The organism is Tianxiuia mixotrophica (assembly GCF_050596425.1).
Taxonomy (GTDB): Bacteria; Bacillota; Clostridia; order Peptostreptococcales; family Acidaminobacteraceae.
The window spans coordinates 4,771,934-4,790,536 of the sequence record NZ_CP192292.1; the positions used below are offsets into that span (position 1 = coordinate 4,771,934).

The window sequence follows — 18,603 nt, forward strand, 5'->3', positions numbered from 1 at the left end:
GTGCCCTCTTAACAACTTGTCCCTAGGCCAGTCCCAAGACCTTGCTTTTGATGACTTCAATTTCCTCTCGTATGCCTTGAAAATCCCCTGGAGAAAACAAGCCCTCAATCACGATGGGAGCATTAACATGCTTAACCTTTTCAAGGAGGGACGCTTGTCCGCTTTCGGCTATAGGCATACGACCTAAGTCATCAACAAATCCGCTCACGTGGATGGCCTTGACCTGCTTTCCATGATGATCCAAATAGTCATCAATATAATCTTCAAAGCGTATGGCTCTATTTATATCAAGAACACTTTCAAAGGCATGTTCGCACTTAGCTGCATCAAAGGTTTGCCAAGAAGCATGGTTGGGATTTTTAATATAATAGGAAAAGTCGCATTTTTCAAAGGTTTTCCAGTCTTTAATACAGTCGAAATGAAATATGACAGCTTCAACATCCACCGTCTTCATTATTTTCTTCAAGTGACCAAAAACTTCAGTGGTCGCCTTGTTGTCTTTATAGTGAATTCCGCACCACGGGGCATGTATCATAACATGCTTAAATTTGGCCAGTTCATCACAAAGTGTCTGTGACGCTGAAAATTGTCTAAGCATTTTTTGAGTGCTAAAGGCTATGACAATTCTTTCAAAACCAAGTGACTTACATATATTCATTTTTCGTTTTGGACCAATATCCCATAAACAAAATGCCGCTGTGGAAATGGCTATATCCTTCAACATAAAACGCCCCTTCGAGTATTTACTGACTTCACTTTATTATGCTTAAAACAAAGGGGCCTTGTCTAATTGAATGTTTCAATGCTTGAATTATGAAAATTCATTCTTTGAATAGTCTACACATGCTTATCTTGCAGTCTTCTCATTTGCCCATATGTTTTAAAGTGACAAAAAAGAAGTATAATAAGAATAATAGACCCTCACGAAAAGAGGTATTGCCATGCTCAAACTTGATATGACAACCACAGTCACCATTTATGTTCTTGTGAATTATGTGTGTACATTCATGATTTTTTTGACATGGTATCAAAACAAGGAGAAGTTCAGTGGTCTATCTTACATGCTTTATGATTTTCTATTTCAGTCCATAGGGATGACTCTCGCTGCGGCCTATGGTCTTTTTCCTGCATTTTTCACAATTGGATTAGCCAATATACTCATGTTCACAGGTGCCACGCTCTTTCTATTTGGTATGGCCATGTTCTTGCAGCTTTCCATCAACAAACGATTCTACCTGTTTTATTCCCTTGCCTTTTCGCTGATATATATATACTGTATTTACTTTGAACCCTTTTATCGCATCAGAGCCCTTCTTTTTAACGGGATGATTTTGCCGATTTTTCTTCACATCGTGTATTTGATTTTCTTTGCTTCACAGCCGAATGATAGGAAACACACAACCGCCACAGGCTACACATTTATACTCTTCTCTGTTCTCACGATATTCCGCTTTTACTTTGCTTTTACCGAAACCGATAAAATTCAGTATTTTAACTCTCTCAAAATGGACAATATTCTAGTGATATTTAGTATATTGTGCACCTTACTCCTCACCTTTTCCCTTCAAATGATGATCAACAAGAAACTTTACTTTGACTTAAAACGCCTTGCGATTACAGACCCTCTCACGGAAGTATTCAACAGAAGACGAACCGAAGAAGCCATTGAAAAAGAAATCAATAATTTCAATAGATACGGTCATTCGTTTTGCATCCTCCTGGCGGACATAGATCATTTTAAACGCTTTAACGACAATTATGGACACGATATTGGCGACAAGGCTCTTATCCATGTTACAAGCACAATGGAAAAAGACATACGTGTTTGCGATACAATTGGTCGTTGGGGCGGTGAAGAGTTTATAGTTGTCCTTCCTAAAACAGACTTACATGAAGCCTGCACTCTGGCAGATAGATTGGTAGAATCTATTTTTAACCATAAACTGACCATTGGAAAGGACACCGTCACAATTTCAATAAGTATTGGCGTTGCAGAATTTAAAAGCAACTCTACATATGAGTCCTTAATAAAACAGGCGGACAAGGCCCTCTATCTAGCTAAGGATAAGGGGCGCAACCGCTATGAGTTCTAGTATTAAGTCTCCCATGCACTATAAAGAGCCTTTACAGCGGGGACAATGTCGTCTTCCTCTATGCCCCCAAAACCCAATATAACTGAGCTATAAGCCCTTTGATCAGGACGATTCCAGAACTTTTTCGTCGGATAAACACCCACCCCAGACTTCTGAGCTTTTTCAATGAGCTCTGCTTCAGATAGAGGCTTTTTAAGCTCTATCATCAAATGGAGGCCAGCATTCATCCCATATATATTTATAGTGTCAGAAAAACTGTCTTTTAAAGCCTCGACTAAAAGGTCATGCTTTTTCTTTTGTATTTTCCGATTTTTTCTCAAATAGCTTTCCCAGTGGCCTTCTTTCATAAATAACGAAAGTGTTTTTTGAACTGGATATGACACAGAGGACGGATAGCCCTCAAACTGTTCTTGAAAAGACTTAACTCTGTCTTGTGGAAGAACCATGTAAGCCACCCTTAGTGTTGGAAAAAGAAACTTTGAAAAGCTCCCAATATAAACCACATCCTTGCTGGAAATCGACTTCAGGGACTGAACAGGCTTTGCATTATATCTCAAATGACAGCTATAGTCATCTTCTATGATTAGAGCCTTGTTTTTATGCGCCCAGTCTATGAGTTCCAGTCGCCTTGAAACAGGCATTATAATCCCCAGAGGATACTGGTGGGAAGGCGTGACATATACAGCCTGAGCACCTGTCTTCGATAATGCTTTCACATCTATGCCATTTTGATCCAGGCCAATAGGCGAAACCCTAAATCCATGATTCTTAAGGACAGACCTGGTCACATGATACCCCGGGTCCTCCATAGCGATGTTTTCCACCTCTGGTCTTAAACACTGACATAGCATACTCAAACAGTAATGGACCCCTGAACCAATAAATATTTGATCAACACCGCACTCGACCCCTCGATAGGTTTTTAAATATTTTTGAATCTCTATTCTTAGGTCCCTTTCACCAAACATGGGGCCATAAAAGGCCATATTGTTACGACTCTCTTTCATACACTTGTTTGAGAGTCTTTGCCACTGTTTTGTAGGAAGTTGTTCTGGGCTAAGCATACCGTATTTAAAATCATACTTTATCTGACCCTCTATCGGCCTACCCCTGTCGCGTTCCTGGTCAATATTCATTTCTAGACTGGTCTTGGTCCTTTTCACCTTTGTAATTGGAGAAAAATCCAAGGTCTCTACAAAGTATCCCTTTCTCGGACGACTTTCAATATAGCCCTCTGAAGCCAACTGATGATAGGCGAGATCAACAGTGTTTCTACTCACACTGAGGTCCTGACTCAAGCGCCTGGTTGATGGCATTTTTTCCCCCGGCCTTAGGTCGCCGTGTATCATTTTATCCCTAAGCTGTCTATACAGCTGAATGTATATTGCTTCACTTCTATTCTCATCAATGACAAGCATGTTTCCAACCTCCCAGTATAAAACCCATTCACTTAAGTTGAATCCTATCATGCTAAGAGGAGGGCATATATTTAAAATATCGATTCGTTTTATTTTTCTATAGGTTTTTTTATAAACCCTCCACCATCAGACTGTGTGCAAGCTATAGAATCCGTCCAAAGTCAGTGAATATAGTTCCTTGAGCCAATAAACAAATCGAAAATCTTCGATTAGAAGGAACTGGCACCATAGCGACTTGAAAAACTGGCACTTTTAGACATGAGGGCTGTCCATTACAATTGGGCTGTTATTACACTCAGGCAAAAGACTTGATCAGCTGTCTTTAGGAGCAAGTGTTATAAACATGCAAACACCAAACACTATGACTACAATGGAGGTCGCAAGCAATGAAAAACGAGATTAGCATTAACAAAATTAAATCAGACGCAGAAGCACTTTATAGAGAAGGAAAATTTTTCTGCTCTGAAGCCATTGTCTGTTCAATAAAAAACAACTTTGACCTGGACATGCCCGATGAAATGATTGCCATGGCATCTGGTTTCCCAATAGGCATCGGTAAGTCTAAATGTGTTTGTGGCGCTGTTTCAGGCGGTGTCATGGCACTGGGATACTTCTTTGGTCGAACTCAAGGTGGAGACCCAAAGGTTCAGGACACTCTGAAACTTGCCTATGAACTGCAAGAAGGCTTTCGTAAAAACCACAAGGTGCTGTGCTGCAAGGTGCTGACAAAAGGATTTGATATGGCTTCAGCAGAACACAAAGACCAGTGTGTTGCCTTCACTGGCGAAATCGCTGAAAAAACAGCTGAAATTATTGTTCGTGAACTAAACCTTGTCAATACGGATAAATAGCGGTGATCCTATGAAAAATATGATAAAGAAAACACCAGTGCCCATTGCGGGGCTTATGCTGGCCTTGGCAGCAACCGGCAACATGGTTCAGTCATATGGCAGTGCATATAGGACAGTCTTTGGAACCCTTTCTGCTGGCATTTTTGTCCTCCTTGTTCTCAAGGTGATCTTTCACAAAAACGCTGTGATCCAGAGTCTGGAAAATCCTGTTGTGGCGAGTGTTGCTCCAACTTTTTCAATGGGAACAATGCTTTTAAGCACCTATGTCAAACCCATTTTTCCAAGGGTTGCCCTTTGGCTCTGGAGCGCATCCATTCTTATGCATGTGGTTCTCATGCTTTGGTTTACTGGAAAATACCTGATCGGCTTTCAGCTAAAAAAAGTCTTTCCTAGTTATTTTATCGTCTATGTTGGGATTGTCGTGGCCAGTGTTACAGCACCAGCCTATGGTCTTAAAGGTCTTGGAATGGCCATTTTCTGGTTTGGTTTTATTGGCTATCTGTGTTTGTTGCCCATCACCATTTATCGTCTGATAAAACATCCAAATCTACCTGAGCCGGCAATACCGACTATTACAATTTTCGCTGCACCTGCCAGCCTATGTTTGGCGGGCTATCTTTCAAGTGCCACAAACTTCAGTATGAACATTTTTATTTTACTGCTGTCTTTATCACTGCTTATGTTTATGGGCGTGCTGCTTTACTTGCCTAGAATGCTCCAGCTCAAATTCTATCCAAGTTACTCAGCCTTCACCTTTCCTTTTGCTATTAGTGCAATCGCCATGAAGAAAGCCTTACCTATCATTATGCAGACAAATTTCAATACAGGCTTCTTACAAAGATTTGTGGTCTTTCAAGAAATTATGACACTGATTGTTGTCCTCTATGTTTTTGTTCGCTATATGCAGTTTTTATCAAATGCCGACAAGGTTACAGAAAGTATAAAAATATCCTAAAACATAAAAGCCCCTAGACGCTTAAACAGAGTCTCGGGGCTTTATTTTATGGGCGGGCTATCAACCTTATGAATTCGCTGCAGCAGCGGCAGTAGATGCCGAAATCGCAGCGATCATTGCCGCTTGTTGTGCAGCAATAATAACTTGTACAGACACCTGAACAGTGGCTGTTACAACACCACTTTTTTTAGAGTTGATGTAACGGCTTGAAACCAGAGCTGATGCCAGCATGACATTCATACCTTTTTCAAGCCACTTGGCATGCTTACTCTGTCTAAGTTCTTTTGCTATTTCTACCGCTTCACCCGCGGCCTTGTCATCATCAAGTAGAGCAATTAGGGCTATTGCAGGATAGTAAGTTGCACTAACTTTCAACTTGTTCTCCTTAAGCTTTAGCATAATGTCTTCACACTTGCTGGCCACTTCCTCCGGACTCTTATCCGAAAAAGAAAGAATATGCGACATCATTTGAAGACCATTCGATGCAGTGAATGGGCCCGATTTAAGGGCATTATAATAGCCTTCGATTTGGTCAAGTCGACTTTTTTCATCAGCAAGAAGTATTGCAAGGGCGTAGTCATCACCTCCGGTTAAAAAGGGATGATTGCTCCGCATTTCCTTATAGATTGCACCCGCTCTTTCAATTCTCTGTTCATACACATCCTTCTCATACATATTCACCAGCGTATACAAGGCTGTTGGTATATATGTGGACTGCTTTAGACCAGCTGATTTCATCATAGGATATAGTTCAATCATCTCGTTCACAGCAAGATTAGGATTTGATTCACTTGCGCTGAGAAGACCTGACAATAAGAATAGGACATTTCCTCTAAAGGGTGAAAACATGCCTGTTTCTTTTTTTATATGGTCTCGAACACCTGCTATTTTTTCTGTGTCAACATGTTGGTCTTGCATGGTATGGGTCAAAGCAATCAACCACTTTGACAGGTTATTTTCCCATCGAAAGGACTCTTTCAATACGGAATATTCTTCTAGCAAATGGATCACTTCTCGTGAATTTGCTTCATACATTCTGAGGACCTCCTTGTTACTTAACACACCTATTCTCTAAAAACTTCTGTATGAATCGTCATCGCAGTATCTTATTCTTTACATATATTTTATCCTAGAAGTATTAAAAAGGCCTTAAATATGAATCAAAGTCTTATTATCAATATGGTGCTTTACTTGATATTTGATTGTATATATACTTAGATTCAGGTTTATGTATTAAGCCACCTTGAGCGGTCTAGTTCTAACCCATATCTATAATTTTTAAGCACACAACATAAAGAAGGAGATATTTATGTTTCGACTCTGGGGTAAAATAATGAAGGGCAACAATATCAAAAGCGATCAAGTCTTCGAACTAGATGCCAAAGGACTTAGTCTTGATGATAAAATTGACCAAGGGCTTGAATCCCTATGCAATCATTTTGATATTCAAAAACCTATGTGGTTCAATGACAACTATAAGGATATTGGTCTCATCGGTAAAACAAGATTTATTGACCACCATTTTATTGAAACCATTGATTTTGACTACTTAGAAATTGAGATTATCGAGAAGAAGTAAATCCTATTCTTCTCTTTTTCTCATGACGATACCATTTTCTTTTTCTCCAGCCTTGTTTTCAAAAAAATCTGTGATTCGCAGCACTTCACGAAATCCTGTTTTCTTATAAATCTTCCTAGCATTCTTCCAGGCCTCTGACACAATGAGTATCTGGGACTTGATATTGGGGTTATCTTTCAAAATACGTCCTGTCCCTTCTTGGAAGAGCATTTTTCCAGCACCCTTTCCCCTGTGTTTTGGAGATATGCCAATAGCCGAAATGTATAATTCTGTGCCCTGATCGCTATGCATGTCAAGAATACTATGCCCTAGTTCAAAATCACCTTCAACAACCTCATCTTTATACACCCACAGCTCAGTGCATATAAATCCAATAATTTCACCCTCACTTTCCATGACAAAAAATCCGTCAGAGTAAGTGTCTAGCCTCTCAATAAAAACAGATTTATCCTCACGGCTCTCCGGGTCAAAACTGGCTTTTTCTATTCTCATAATCTTGTCGATGTCTTTTAAATCTGCGTGTCTTAAACGAAACTCTTTCATTTTATTTGCCTCCAGTGTAAGCTCTTGTAATCCACTCAAGTATTATAATAACACTTAAATAGGCATGCTCCATGAGCTTGAAGTTACTAATTGGAAACAATATCACTCTGAGCTCTTGTTTTGATCCTTTTTATTGGAGTGGTACATTTGACCCCAATGCCTCAGTTCTTTTAAAACCGGCATAAGACGTTCCCCTTCTTTGGTCAAGCTATATTCTACCTTCGGGGGAATGACAGGATAGACCTTTCTATTTACAATGCCATCGGATTCAAGTTCCCTAAGTTGTTTTGTGAGCATTCTTTCAGTGATTTTAGGTATTTCCCGTCTAATATCTGAATACCGCATCTTGTCTTGTCTGCCTAGATGATATATTATGATGGGTTTCCACTTTCCACCGATTAAATCCAGGGTAAGCTCAAAATAACATCTATAGGTCCTATCATTAAAGCTAAACTCATGATCATTCATTGTAAAATCTCCTTATACTATACTTTTTGTTCGTTACTATACTTAAATACCCCTCTTGCGTTTTTCTAATAACCTGATATGATCATAATAAGAAGTTGATCTTACAAGATCAATCTTATTAGATTTATTTTCAATTTAGAAAAATTATACAAGATAGATAAACATCAAGTAAAAGGAGAATTCTTATGGATTTAATGAAAGCTTTAAACACACGTTACTCAACAAAATCTTTTGATCCCACTAAAAAACTTTCCCAGGACGATATTGAAACCATTGAAAAGTTGCTTCAACTGGCGCCGTCTTCAACAAATGTCCAACCATGGCACTTTGTAATGGCAACAACTGACGAAGGCAAACAGAGGGTAGCCAAAGCTTCCCAAGGATTCTTTTCATTCAATGAGCCCAAAATACTTAATGCTTCTGCTGTTATTGTATTCGCAACGAAGGCTGACATTACCGAAGACCACCTTCTTCGGATTCTCGAGAAGGAAAAGGCCGATGGTCGTTTTGCCAACGCGCAAGTCGAAAGCGATACCCATAAAGCCAGAAGCACATTTGTGAACATTCATAAAAATGATATTAAAGACGCCCAGCACTGGGCTGAAAAGCAGGTTTATCTAAATCTTGGCAACCTGCTTCTCGGTTTATCTACAATGGGTCTTGATGCACTACCTATGGAAGGCCTTGACATGAACCTGCTTGACGAAGAGCTGGGACTAAGCGAAAAAGGATTCACATCTACCTTTGCCGTGGCGGTTGGATACAAGGCTCCTGATGACTACAATGCCGAACTTCCAAAATCACGTTTGCCTCGCGAGGAAATCATCACTTATATTTAAGCCATTTTGGGGACAAGGAGAACAAATGTGAGTCCATGGGACAATAGATAGTATGGTGATTTATAATCATATTTGAGCGACTTGCATAATATCATTCATACTATCATTCAAGAACCTTTGTCGTACCATATGTCCTACCACATATAGATATTTAAGCATCAAAAATTCTATATATGTTATGGCGAGGACTTAGATCTGTAATTTTGCAAGCGCCCGATTTAAAAAACAGCTGTTCAAGGTCCTTGAACAGCTGTTTTTCTTCTTTTTCTTCTATCTAAATTTGTCTAATTTTGTCTATACGCTGTCATTCCCTTATAGATTAAAGACGCCCATAGACCCACTGATCTTATTTGTCCGCCCTTTTATGAATAACCCGCATATATGCTGCAGGTAGCATGGCACCAAGCCAAAACACCATTATGCCATAGCGTAGGGTGTCGCTTGCAATTGATTTGGGAAGCAAGGTCTTTAGGGTTAATAGAATAACAATAACACCTAGAATTCCCACAAGAAACATACAGGTTTTTTGAATCTTTGTTCCCATGGGCTCAAAATCAATGTAATGATCTTGAACCACCATACTGACCATAAGTCCAGTCATCATACCAAGCACTTTCATATAGTCATGACTGTAAAACAGGACGGCACCAAACCAAGAAAGCATCGTGATTAAAATACAGCTTTTTACCACATGGTTTTCTATGACGGGCATAAATTTCATGGAAAGAACCACCCATATAACCCCTATAAAAACTGATGCTATAACATCGGTCGGCCAATGAACCCCCAAATAAACCCTGGACAAGGCCACTCCTAGAATTGAAAGACCACTGAAAACAGTAAACCATGGGCGTTTGATCTGGAAACTCAACCATGCGAAGAGCATAGTTACCATTTGAGTGTGTCCACTTGGGAATGATTTTCCTGTGGCCGTGTGGGTTCTCAGAGACCGGACACCCTCCATTCCAATGGGTCTTTTAACATCAAAGACTTCTTTTAGGGATGTGTTGATGAGCAGGCCTGACAATAGGACAAAGGCCAATCTAAAACCTTGTTTCTTATTTAAGCACCATAGGATAAAAGACGCTAATAGTATGGCTATGGCCTCTTCTCCAAGCATGGTAATCCCTTCAAAAACATGATCCATAAAGGGAGAATGGATGCTCTGAACTTTCTTTATTATTTCTAGTTGAATCGTCTCCACTTGTATCTTTCTCCTCTATATTATTGATTGATTTATATTTAAGGGTATAACATTTTAAATCCTAGGACAAGAATAACCACAATCAGGATACGGAAGCTCACAAAATGTGCTGATTTTTTACAATCCCTTTTTTATTGTTTTTGCTAGACTCTAAACAAGAAAAGGAGGCTGTTATGAATTCAATTTTCATGAGTTTAATGATTTTTCTTAACGTCACATTGCTGATTATTCTAGTTCCAGGTGGCCCCGTCGAAAATCGGGATTTTTCCAATCTGGGCGGTATAGTGTTTTGGGGCTTTAATGTTTTTTTAGTCTGCTTGGGACTAAGTGCCTTTTACGCGACTTACGCTGTCCTGGCCAACTTAACTTATGCAGGTTTTCTAACACGTGGGGTGGCCCTTGGTTTCATTGTGGTTTATGCCATAGACCTGGCTGGAATATTCCCCAAGTCACCAACAAAAATGTCAAAAGCCCTCATGTCTTTTGAACTGATTAATTTAAGTATGGGTGTTTACTTGTTTATACTGGGTTTATTTCTATAATAATAGTAATAATAAGGAAAAGACTGATGAAGGTCCGCATCAAATCTTCATCAGTCTTTTCCATTTCCTCTGTTTAAATTATAATTTATCTGGTATTGCTGTTTTAATCATTGTCTTATCAATCCATCTCAATTTCCGTTTTAAAGACGATCACAGCATGCCCTGAAACCTTCACTTGGACTGGAGATTTGTTCTCTATTTTTACATATACATCAATCACTCCTGGGCGTTTAATCGTCTTGCCTTGAAGAGCCTGGAACTTAAGCACCTCACCATCATGCTTAACAAGGTCATACTCTACCAAATAGGCCCCCAGCGGTCCATTTGCATTGCCTGTGACAGGGTCTTCTTCTATACCTATGGCTGGTGCAAACATGCGTCCTTCTACCAAATAAGGACTTTCTTCATCTGTTATCACAAATGTGTAAAACCCATTACAGGCTATAGCCCAGCTAATCTCTTTGAGTTTGTTCATATCGGGCTGTAAATTGTTTAAAACATCCACAGACTTAAGACCAATCATGACTTTTGAATGTCCGGTCGATACAACCTGAATATGGGTATTTTCAATCAAGTCATGCTCCGTGATTCCCAGAGCATCAATCAGCTTTGCTCTTATATCACTTTCAAGCCTTGGACCAAAGGCGACCGCACCTTGTGTCATAATCACCTTCGAATCTGGGCCTTTTCCAATGATTTCTACAGGAAGTATGCCTGCTCCAGTCTTATTAACGACAGTATGGGACCCATCACTGTCCCCTTCCTGAGTAGAAGTCAAAGCTCTCACATATTGCGAGGCAATCGTTGCATGACCACATATGGGAACCTCATTTGTAGGTGTAAAATATCTTGTTTCAACATCATACTCTTGATCTGTGTTTTCAAATAAAAAGGCAGTTTCTGAGTTGTTGAGTTCTCGAGCTATTTTTTGCATTTCTTTTTTCGTGAGTCCATTGGCATGAACAACCACACCTGCCGGATTTCCTGTGAACTTTTCTTTTGTAAAAGCGTCCACTTGGTAAACTACATAACGCATTCTTATTTATTTCACCCCCTTTTTCCTCACACTTTATTTTGAAATTTTAGCTTCCTTATAAGTTCATAGAGCCCTATAATAATTGCTCTGTTCAAGTCTTAATTCTATGACCATGCGCAGTTTAAAATATTTAAGTGATACTTTCATAAACACCAATAACCTCACCGTGATACATCGTATGGTAGTCGTTTGTTTTATACTTTTGCTTTACGTAATCTGCCTGGATTAGGGAAGGTTCCATGGCTTGTTTATATGCAATCTTACAAACTATGTGAAGGGCACATTCTTCTATTAGGGGGACTGGAATGTCCTCTAAATAGGATGGTGTAAGTCCAACTTCTTTGAACTTGTCTCTATCTCGCCCAGATATAGTTCCACAAAATCCCAGCTCTTTTTTCAGGCTTCCCGCCCTAGGAATGCTCACAGTGAAATATTCAGAGTCTTCCATTAGTTCAAAGGTGTATCTTGAATGTCTAACAGCCACAACAAAACTGTTCTTCCCCCACATCTGACCACTATTGGCCCATGCAATTGTCATTGTATTGGGAATTTGACCCACCTGAGTGGTTAGAAAAATACCTTTTTTCAATTGCTCAATAACTTGGTTTTGAACCTCGTCGAAATCAAGTTCTTTAAATTTTGTGTTCATTGCGTCTCCCTTCTGATCCAGTCGTTCCTCATCATATTACAAGTACCCGAAATCATCACTTGATCTTCACTTCTTTAGACCTCTTCAAACTTCAAATCACTATTTTTTTCATAATCGATATAATATGTGGCCCCAAGAATAAATACGCCACCTATAGCTTGGGGGTAGCTTACGGGTTCCCCAAGGAAGATCCAGGCAAAAACCATAGCTGAAATAGGATCTATATAGCAGTATATGGCAACCGTTTGACCGTCTAGTACCTTCATGGATGAAAAATACAGCAAATACGCAATGCCGGTGTGAACAAGACCAAGTATTAATATCAACCACAGTGATGTTCCTTTAAGGGCTATACTTTCAAAACCACCACTCGCTACCAGGACAGGAATCAGTACCAAGCCAGAAGCGATTAATTGAACCACTGTTGTTCCCAGTCCATCAGCCCCTGGGTATTTCTTATTAATGAGTATGACACTAGCGTAAAAAACTGCCGCCAATAGGGCAAATCCAATCCCTTTTAAGTTGTCTTGTCCTTGCAGACTGGCATTCATATCGCTGACCACAATCATAGACAAACCAATAATACCAGCCCCCATACAAAGTAGTTTATGAAGGTTTAAGCTTTCGTTTAAGACAAAAGGCGATAGCAAAATCACAATTGTTGGGGTGAGATAATATACAAGGATTGCACTGGATATTGATGTATATTCAAATGCCTTAAACAGAAAATACCAATTCAAACCTAGTAATGCACCGGACAATAAATATATTTTCAAACTATTTTTTTCTACTCTCAGTTTGGAAGACCGGTTGAGAATCATACTAACAATAGCTAGAAAGGCACTCCCAGTCGTCGCTCTTAAAAATGCTATTTGTATGGCTGAAAGGTCAATGTTTCTTACAAATACACCAATACTGCCGTAGATTAACATGGCTATAATTATTTTCACTTTTCCATTCATAGTCTTTTCCTCCTTTGCGCAATCTTCTTGTAATCAATATATACGCATGAGATCCATCTGTAAAATTGAAATATCTAAACCGAACTATTAGAATTTCTGATTGATGGTATACTATAAATAACACAAAGGAGGTTTACCATGGATATTCGTCATTTCATTACATTTAAAAAAGTGGCTGAACTCGGTAATTTCACAAGGGCATCTGAGATTCTTGGCTATTCCCAGTCCAGTGTCACGTCACACATTAAGGCTCTGGAATCGGATATGGGCGTCCTTCTCTTTGACCGGATTGGAAAAACCATTGAACTCACACAAAAGGGTATCCAGCTTCTTGAATATGTCAACGAGCTTCTAGATGCCTATACTAAAATTGAGAGCATTGGCCAAGAGGACGAGACCCCCAAGGGCATTATTCGAATTGGTGTGCCTGAAACCCTCATGCTTTACCGCCTTGATATGGTTTTTAAAACATACAAGGCTAAGTACCCCAATGTGACCATTGTTCTTGAAAACACACCGTCTTCGCGACTTGTTGATGCCCTCCATAAGGGCGAACTTGATCTGGCTTTCATTCTTGACCACGAAGTCAAAGACCCTGATTTAACGGTTACAACACTTATAAATGAACCCATGTGTTACATTTTCCCATCAAACTACACCAATATTTCTCTGGATTCCATACCGGATGAACTGTCCATATTCTTAACAGAGAAAGGCTGTAGCTATAGGTATATTTTCGAGCACGACCTTAAATCCAGTGGTGTGCCATCCAATAATGTCATGGAAACGTGGAGTGTGGAAACCATAAAAAAGTGTGTTATAAATGGCATAGGCATGTCTTTCCTCCCTCATATTGTGGTAGCAGAAGAAGAAAGGGATGGACGACTCATCGTCCTTCCATCTATAAAGGCGCATGGCACAATGCTCTCCCAAATTGCCCATCACAAAAAGAAATGGCTCTCACCCGCTTTAAAGGCCTTTCTTGAATTAACCCTAGAGTCGGCAAAGACTTGGGACAATTAAGGTGCTGCTTTGTTTTTGAATTTATATACCAATTATTATAAAACCGGATGAGGGATCATCCGGTTTTATAAAGCATCTGTTCTTTGATATTAATTTTTTCGTCTTAGTTTTATTATCCTTGATTTTCTTCAAAGAGGGCAAAGAACTTTATGTCTTCCGTTATTAGATGCCCCATAATATAGGACTGGATCATTTTTAAAATCAGCTCTTCTTCTGTGACCGCCCCCTTCTTATAGCGATCAATTAACCTCAAGGCTGACGCCTCGATCTCTGAGTGTATGTCCTTATGAAAGACATAGTCTTTATAGCTCAAACCACTTAGTATCTCTTCTTCTGACCTAAAATGCGCTGATATTTCCTTGACCAATATATCAAGGTTCTCTAAAAAAGTTCCATCACTCTGAGCTTGAGGGAGTTGCTTCACAAGATCAAGAAGTTTCTTGTGCTCCTTATCAATCACCGGGTGTCCACATTCAAACATATCTGACCAGTCCACGCTCATAGACGACAATTCGTCATGCTCATACACTGCCACAACCCTATTTCGTCCTTGTTTTTTTGCTAAGTAAAGAGCCTGATCTGCCCTTTTGAATGTTCTTTCAAGTGGTTCACCGGCAGACCACTTTGCCACCCCCACACTAATGGTTATGGGTAAAGCTTTATAAAGGTCTGACTCTTCTACAAGACAACGAATTTTTTCTCCGTACTTCACCGCATGGGGAATATCTGTCTTAGGCATGAGAACTAGAAACTCTTCACCACCCCACCTTATCAAAATATCATTTTGGCGTGTGGCCTTGTTTATAGTCTGCGCCAAATTTTTCAGAACAATATCCCCAACATCATGTCCATGCTGGTCATTTACATTCTTAAAATGGTCTATATCAAACATGAGCATGGTTAGGGGAAACTCATATCTCCTGCAAAACTCCATGATCCGTTCAATATTAATATCAAGATAATGTCTGTTGTGGATCTTTGTTAGTTTATCAGTTATTGAAATTTCATAGTAAATTTGATTGTTTTCCCTAAGCTCTTTGAGCCTGTCTAAAATACCCAATGTGAAAAATATCGCCTCCACCGTTAGGGCATACGTAAAGCCATACTGGGTGATTTTATTTGTTGCAATAAGACCCACCTGTTGCAGGGTATAAAGTATTTCAGCCGTACCGAGGACCATGCCACCAATGACAAAATAATAGGAAACATATATTTTTTTTACCATGTAATAGACCAAGGTGAACATTATAACCAGAGGGACTCCAATACCCATAAGCATGCCTATGCCATAGAGGTGTTCCCCATATCCCAAGACTGATGCCACTATCATGAATAAACTGATTGCAATGAGCCCCTTATAAGCAAATCTAAAATAATGCAACTGCTCGTTTATATTCAGATAATAATATGTAAATAAGACAATCATCACAAAGCCAATAAAGGCCCAGTAGTAATAGTCAAACCCAATTGACTGAAACAAAACGATGTTCACACCTCTTGACTGAAATTCATATATAAGCACCGACATCAAATAAATCGCATGCAAAATAAAATATCTGTCTTTTAGATATAGACCGAGAACAATATTAAGAACAACCACTGCAAATACAATCCCGAATGAAAACACCAAAAAGAAGGTGAGTGTGCTTATTTTCTTGAAAAATTCATAGTCGTCCATACCGATCATTCTATAAGAGGGAATGATATGCTTGGCTTTGACCAAGAGGGCTTCCTCATGATCCATATCTCTTGGAAGATAAAAATGCGGATACAAGGTCAGTTTTCTTTCCACATGAATGGCCCGAACCTCTCCGTTGATGCCCTTATAATAGGCTTCCAGCGTCATAAAATTAGGATGGCTAAAATAAATAATCGGTGTCTTGCCCTTCATACCATCCATGAACTCTTGAACATTTATTTTTATCCAGTAGTCTTGATTACTTGGAAAGTGTTCATGCATCTCAAAATAGCTTCGTGTCTTATGAGGCGAATCAAAAACATCATTTACAGACATGTCGCTCTTTTCTGCCATAAAAAGTTCATAGTCTGTCAAGCTATATTGTGAATCATCTGCTGCATTCGTATTCTGAATATAACCCACACCGCCAGCCAGACAGACTGTCATCGCCCCAACAACAAAAATGATCAGGAGAATTGTCTTTAATGGGTTTGTGCTCTCATATTTTTCCTCGTGTAAACTCAACCATTTTTTCATAGAATCTCCCCTTGTCCCATTCAATCCCATGCATTACTTGACCAGTCTTAAATCCCCAATTAAAGTCAAGTCAATCATAATAAGCTTTCATCATTACGCCTAGCTCATTATATACTTTCATACCCGAATTATGTATAGTATCTACTTAAAGGTAATTATTTATGGTTTATGTCTTTCATGGATCTAAGCTCTCTAAGGTGAGCCTGCTTGGTTTTGAGTGGTGATAGGTCCTTAATCCTTTTGATTATACTTGCGCTTGGAACACATATAAAAACCGGATGACGGCTTCATCCGGTTTTTTTACTATAGCACCTAATTCTATGAGTCAATTTGATTTTTAAATTCTTCTTCTTTCTCCATTTCATAACCGCACTTAGAGCAAAATCTGTATCCAGAAACCACTGTTTCACCACACTTCGGACACTTGTTTTCTAATGTGTTTTTAGGGATCTTCGAAGTGGTCCCGTGGTCATTTGCTTCACTTTTCCTATTGGTTCTTTCCTTGCGCAAAACCACAATAGATACTAAGAACATTGTGATAAATAGTATATAACTCCACCTATATGTAATTGCAAATATATAGCCCCATCGACTATTGACATATAATAAGTTTTGTCCAAACACATTGTATGTACAAATCGCAGAATATACCCCTAGAAGAACTGTAATCCCTATAATAAGCATAGATGATTTACGCATTGTCTTTTCCTTTTCTAATCGATTTCACTATCAAAACACCATAAAACACCAAAATGAATACGCCCACTAAAATAAGCACCCCTAGTTTTATAAGTTTCTTATAGCTAGACTTCTTAAACACACTTGCTGTATACCTTGACTCATTTCCAGCAATATCAACCGCTCTTATTTGGATGATGTTTTCTCCACTTTCTAGCTCATATTCTATACTAAAGTGGTTGTTTACTTTTTCAACTTCTTTATCATTACAAAATAGTGTTGAACCTGCTTCGGTATATCCCTCTATGTAAATCATATCGTCCTCAACCTCAAGCTGATCAATATCCTGGGTAATAGATAACTGAGGGGCCGTGGTATCTACATAGATGTTCTTTGGAAATGTTGCCATGCCTCCATTCTCGTCTGTAATCAGTACAACAACATTATTGTCTCCATCATCCAGTTTTAAAATATATTCCCCTGCTTCAGTGGCATTATCTAGGACAACTCTATTGTTTACTGTTATGAATATACTATAGGCTTCTTCAAAATCAATATTGACCAGTATTGAGTCTGTGTTAACAGCCTCTTTATCTGGATATTTAACCTCTGCTTCAGGTCTATTTGTCATTATCACTTCATGCTTTTCATAGTTTCCAACACCCTCATTATCAATCGGTGCCACCCCTGCTAGAACTTTCTCGTATCCATCTGGCACTGCCATCACATGGCTAAAATCAGATGTTGTTTCTTCTGATATGAGATCATTTGTTTCGGGATCAAACAGCATAACTTTAAACTCATTTGATCCATCGGTGTCCCATTTTATATAAACATCATCATTCAGGAGTGATGCAAATACATTCTCTAAACGTTCTTTTCTTGGCTCTGAATTGACATGATAAATTGGAGGCTCTGAGTACGCATATGTGAAAATCCCTGACCTATCTTTTACTTTCATATACACATAATACTTTCCAGTGCTTATACCTTTAATTTCAACATTTCTCTCTCTAACAGTTTCCTTTTTGATGGTATCCTTTGAAGTGAAACTATCAACTTCTATTCCATCAAACCCCTGATTGTCTGTATCCAAGAAGACCTTATATTCTAAATCGCCTCTGTCACCAAGAATGGTCCACCTCATCCAGTAAAACTTGTCCTTTTCGATAACATCAATATTTTCAATGGCTAGATTGGTTGGCACTTGACCTCCTGAAATATCCACATTTCCAAGTTTACTGCCTTCAATCTCAACCTTCCACTGACCCACTGATGCTTTCCCCACATTGATCATTATTTTACCTGGTCTTTTCGTAACACGATCCGGTGTTATCTGACTGCCGAAACTGTCCCCTTGTGGAGAGGTAATTTTCACACTTGCAGGGACCTCTGTATTTTCCCAATCAACTTGAAACACACAATTTGTATACTCTTTATCAAGGGTATAAAAAACTTCAGCACTCTCGCAGAAGGCCATTCCAACACTCAAAAATATCCCTACTATTATTAGGCTTGCTAATCTCTTTATCATATTAAATCTCCTAA

Annotated in this window: 19 protein-coding genes; 7 read left to right on the forward strand and 12 right to left on the reverse strand. The window is 39.1% G+C overall.

Annotated features, from left to right (window positions below; all coding sequences use genetic code 11):
- Positions 1-22: 22 nt before the first annotated feature.
- Entirely contained in the window at positions 23-724 is a 702-nt protein-coding gene (locus ACQ4KW_RS20990) for a hypothetical protein (RefSeq protein ID WP_430884391.1), read from the reverse strand.
- Between the two features lie 217 nt (positions 725-941).
- On the opposite strand from ACQ4KW_RS20990, the gene ACQ4KW_RS20995 reads away from it, so the two are divergent.
- On the forward strand, positions 942-2,093 hold the full coding sequence (locus ACQ4KW_RS20995; protein ID WP_430884392.1) for a GGDEF domain-containing protein: 1,152 nt from the start codon (positions 942-944) through the stop codon (positions 2,091-2,093).
- Between the two features lie 2 nt (positions 2,094-2,095).
- Here the strand turns inward: ACQ4KW_RS20995 and ACQ4KW_RS21000 are convergent, their stop codons facing one another.
- Positions 2,096-3,511 (reverse strand): PLP-dependent aminotransferase family protein, encoded by a 1,416-nt coding sequence (locus tag ACQ4KW_RS21000; RefSeq protein ID WP_430884393.1) that lies wholly within the window; start codon positions 3,509-3,511, stop codon positions 2,096-2,098.
- A 386-nt stretch (positions 3,512-3,897) separates the two neighbouring features.
- Here ACQ4KW_RS21000 and ACQ4KW_RS21005 point away from each other — a divergent pair, with 386 nt between their 5' ends.
- Positions 3,898-4,362, forward strand: coding sequence for a C-GCAxxG-C-C family (seleno)protein (locus ACQ4KW_RS21005; RefSeq protein WP_430884394.1), 465 nt, complete (start codon positions 3,898-3,900; stop codon positions 4,360-4,362).
- Positions 4,363-4,372: 10 nt separating this feature from the next.
- A complete protein-coding gene (locus ACQ4KW_RS21010; RefSeq protein ID WP_430884395.1) occupies positions 4,373-5,317 on the forward strand; it encodes a TDT family transporter in 945 nt (314 codons plus the stop codon).
- A gap of 66 nt (positions 5,318-5,383) precedes the next feature.
- Here the strand turns inward: ACQ4KW_RS21010 and ACQ4KW_RS21015 are convergent, their stop codons facing one another.
- Positions 5,384-6,352 (reverse strand): DUF4003 family protein, encoded by a 969-nt coding sequence (locus ACQ4KW_RS21015; RefSeq protein ID WP_430884396.1) that lies wholly within the window; start codon positions 6,350-6,352, stop codon positions 5,384-5,386.
- A 274-nt stretch (positions 6,353-6,626) separates the two neighbouring features.
- Here ACQ4KW_RS21015 and ACQ4KW_RS21020 point away from each other — a divergent pair, with 274 nt between their 5' ends.
- Positions 6,627-6,896 carry a hypothetical protein gene (locus ACQ4KW_RS21020; RefSeq protein WP_430884397.1) on the forward strand — a complete coding sequence of 90 codons (270 nt, stop codon included), beginning with the start codon at positions 6,627-6,629 and terminating at the stop codon, positions 6,894-6,896.
- Positions 6,897-6,899: 3 nt separating this feature from the next.
- On the opposite strand, the gene ACQ4KW_RS21025 is transcribed toward ACQ4KW_RS21020, so the two are convergent.
- Together ACQ4KW_RS21025 and ACQ4KW_RS21030 are read right to left on the reverse strand one after the other, a co-directional pair.
- Positions 6,900-7,439 (reverse strand): GNAT family N-acetyltransferase, encoded by a 540-nt coding sequence (locus tag ACQ4KW_RS21025; protein WP_430884398.1) that lies wholly within the window; start codon positions 7,437-7,439, stop codon positions 6,900-6,902.
- Positions 7,440-7,541: 102 nt separating this feature from the next.
- Positions 7,542-7,907, reverse strand: coding sequence for a winged helix-turn-helix transcriptional regulator (locus ACQ4KW_RS21030; RefSeq protein WP_430884399.1), 366 nt, complete (start codon positions 7,905-7,907; stop codon positions 7,542-7,544).
- Positions 7,908-8,092: 185 nt separating this feature from the next.
- On the opposite strand from ACQ4KW_RS21030, the gene nfsB reads away from it, so the two are divergent.
- Complete coding sequence (gene nfsB, locus ACQ4KW_RS21035; RefSeq protein WP_430884400.1) at positions 8,093-8,746, forward strand: oxygen-insensitive NAD(P)H nitroreductase; 654 nt, start codon at positions 8,093-8,095, stop codon at positions 8,744-8,746.
- Between the two features lie 346 nt (positions 8,747-9,092).
- Here the strand turns inward: nfsB and ACQ4KW_RS21040 are convergent, their stop codons facing one another.
- Entirely contained in the window at positions 9,093-9,950 is an 858-nt protein-coding gene (locus ACQ4KW_RS21040; RefSeq protein ID WP_430884401.1) for a phosphatase PAP2 family protein, read from the reverse strand.
- Between the two features lie 173 nt (positions 9,951-10,123).
- On the opposite strand from ACQ4KW_RS21040, the gene ACQ4KW_RS21045 reads away from it, so the two are divergent.
- On the forward strand, positions 10,124-10,492 hold the full coding sequence (locus ACQ4KW_RS21045; protein WP_430884402.1) for a hypothetical protein: 369 nt from the start codon (positions 10,124-10,126) through the stop codon (positions 10,490-10,492).
- 118 nt (positions 10,493-10,610) lie between these two features.
- On the opposite strand, the gene ACQ4KW_RS21050 is transcribed toward ACQ4KW_RS21045, so the two are convergent.
- The 3 genes from ACQ4KW_RS21050 to ACQ4KW_RS21060 form a co-directional block, all read right to left on the reverse strand.
- Entirely contained in the window at positions 10,611-11,534 is a 924-nt protein-coding gene (locus ACQ4KW_RS21050; protein WP_430886614.1) for a PhzF family isomerase, read from the reverse strand.
- A gap of 124 nt (positions 11,535-11,658) precedes the next feature.
- Complete coding sequence (locus ACQ4KW_RS21055; RefSeq protein WP_430884403.1) at positions 11,659-12,177, reverse strand: flavin reductase family protein; 519 nt, start codon at positions 12,175-12,177, stop codon at positions 11,659-11,661.
- A gap of 74 nt (positions 12,178-12,251) precedes the next feature.
- On the reverse strand, positions 12,252-13,139 hold the full coding sequence (locus ACQ4KW_RS21060) for a DMT family transporter (protein ID WP_430884404.1): 888 nt from the start codon (positions 13,137-13,139) through the stop codon (positions 12,252-12,254).
- A gap of 138 nt (positions 13,140-13,277) precedes the next feature.
- On the opposite strand from ACQ4KW_RS21060, the gene ACQ4KW_RS21065 reads away from it, so the two are divergent.
- Positions 13,278-14,162 carry a LysR family transcriptional regulator gene (locus tag ACQ4KW_RS21065; RefSeq protein ID WP_430884405.1) on the forward strand — a complete coding sequence of 295 codons (885 nt, stop codon included), beginning with the start codon at positions 13,278-13,280 and terminating at the stop codon, positions 14,160-14,162.
- Between the two features lie 112 nt (positions 14,163-14,274).
- On the opposite strand, the gene ACQ4KW_RS21070 is transcribed toward ACQ4KW_RS21065, so the two are convergent.
- The 3 genes from ACQ4KW_RS21070 to ACQ4KW_RS21080 form a co-directional block, all read right to left on the reverse strand.
- Positions 14,275-16,377, reverse strand: a complete 2,103-nt coding sequence (locus ACQ4KW_RS21070; protein WP_430884406.1) for a diguanylate cyclase — start codon at positions 16,375-16,377, stop codon at positions 14,275-14,277.
- Between the two features lie 318 nt (positions 16,378-16,695).
- Complete coding sequence (locus ACQ4KW_RS21075; RefSeq protein ID WP_430884407.1) at positions 16,696-17,076, reverse strand: zinc ribbon domain-containing protein; 381 nt, start codon at positions 17,074-17,076, stop codon at positions 16,696-16,698.
- Positions 17,069-18,589, reverse strand: a complete 1,521-nt coding sequence (locus tag ACQ4KW_RS21080) for a hypothetical protein (RefSeq protein WP_430884408.1) — start codon at positions 18,587-18,589, stop codon at positions 17,069-17,071. The genes ACQ4KW_RS21075 and ACQ4KW_RS21080 overlap by 8 nt, the downstream gene beginning before the upstream one ends.
- Positions 18,590-18,603 lie beyond the last annotated feature (14 nt).

Bases quoted from the DNA above. Each gene is read 5' to 3' on its own strand.
- ACQ4KW_RS20990 (WP_430884391.1), bottom strand. From the start codon at position 724: ATGTTGAAGGATATAGCCATTTCCACAGCGGCATTTTGTTTATGGGAT.
- ACQ4KW_RS20995 (WP_430884392.1), top strand. From the start codon at position 942: ATGCTCAAACTTGATATGACAACCACAGTCACCATTTATGTTCTTGTG.
- ACQ4KW_RS21000 (WP_430884393.1), bottom strand. From the start codon at position 3,511: ATGCTTGTCATTGATGAGAATAGAAGTGAAGCAATATACATTCAGCTG.
- ACQ4KW_RS21005 (WP_430884394.1), top strand. From the start codon at position 3,898: ATGAAAAACGAGATTAGCATTAACAAAATTAAATCAGACGCAGAAGCA.
- ACQ4KW_RS21010 (WP_430884395.1), top strand. From the start codon at position 4,373: ATGAAAAATATGATAAAGAAAACACCAGTGCCCATTGCGGGGCTTATG.
- ACQ4KW_RS21015 (WP_430884396.1), bottom strand. From the start codon at position 6,352: ATGTATGAAGCAAATTCACGAGAAGTGATCCATTTGCTAGAAGAATAT.
- ACQ4KW_RS21020 (WP_430884397.1), top strand. From the start codon at position 6,627: ATGTTTCGACTCTGGGGTAAAATAATGAAGGGCAACAATATCAAAAGC.
- ACQ4KW_RS21025 (WP_430884398.1), bottom strand. From the start codon at position 7,439: ATGAAAGAGTTTCGTTTAAGACACGCAGATTTAAAAGACATCGACAAG.
- ACQ4KW_RS21030 (WP_430884399.1), bottom strand. From the start codon at position 7,907: ATGAATGATCATGAGTTTAGCTTTAATGATAGGACCTATAGATGTTAT.
- nfsB (WP_430884400.1), top strand. From the start codon at position 8,093: ATGGATTTAATGAAAGCTTTAAACACACGTTACTCAACAAAATCTTTT.
- ACQ4KW_RS21045 (WP_430884402.1), top strand. From the start codon at position 10,124: ATGAATTCAATTTTCATGAGTTTAATGATTTTTCTTAACGTCACATTG.
- ACQ4KW_RS21055 (WP_430884403.1), bottom strand. From the start codon at position 12,177: ATGAACACAAAATTTAAAGAACTTGATTTCGACGAGGTTCAAAACCAA.
- ACQ4KW_RS21060 (WP_430884404.1), bottom strand. From the start codon at position 13,139: ATGAATGGAAAAGTGAAAATAATTATAGCCATGTTAATCTACGGCAGT.
- ACQ4KW_RS21065 (WP_430884405.1), top strand. From the start codon at position 13,278: ATGGATATTCGTCATTTCATTACATTTAAAAAAGTGGCTGAACTCGGT.
- ACQ4KW_RS21070 (WP_430884406.1), bottom strand. From the start codon at position 16,377: ATGAAAAAATGGTTGAGTTTACACGAGGAAAAATATGAGAGCACAAAC.
- ACQ4KW_RS21075 (WP_430884407.1), bottom strand. From the start codon at position 17,076: ATGCGTAAATCATCTATGCTTATTATAGGGATTACAGTTCTTCTAGGG.
- ACQ4KW_RS21080 (WP_430884408.1), bottom strand. From the start codon at position 18,589: ATGATAAAGAGATTAGCAAGCCTAATAATAGTAGGGATATTTTTGAGT.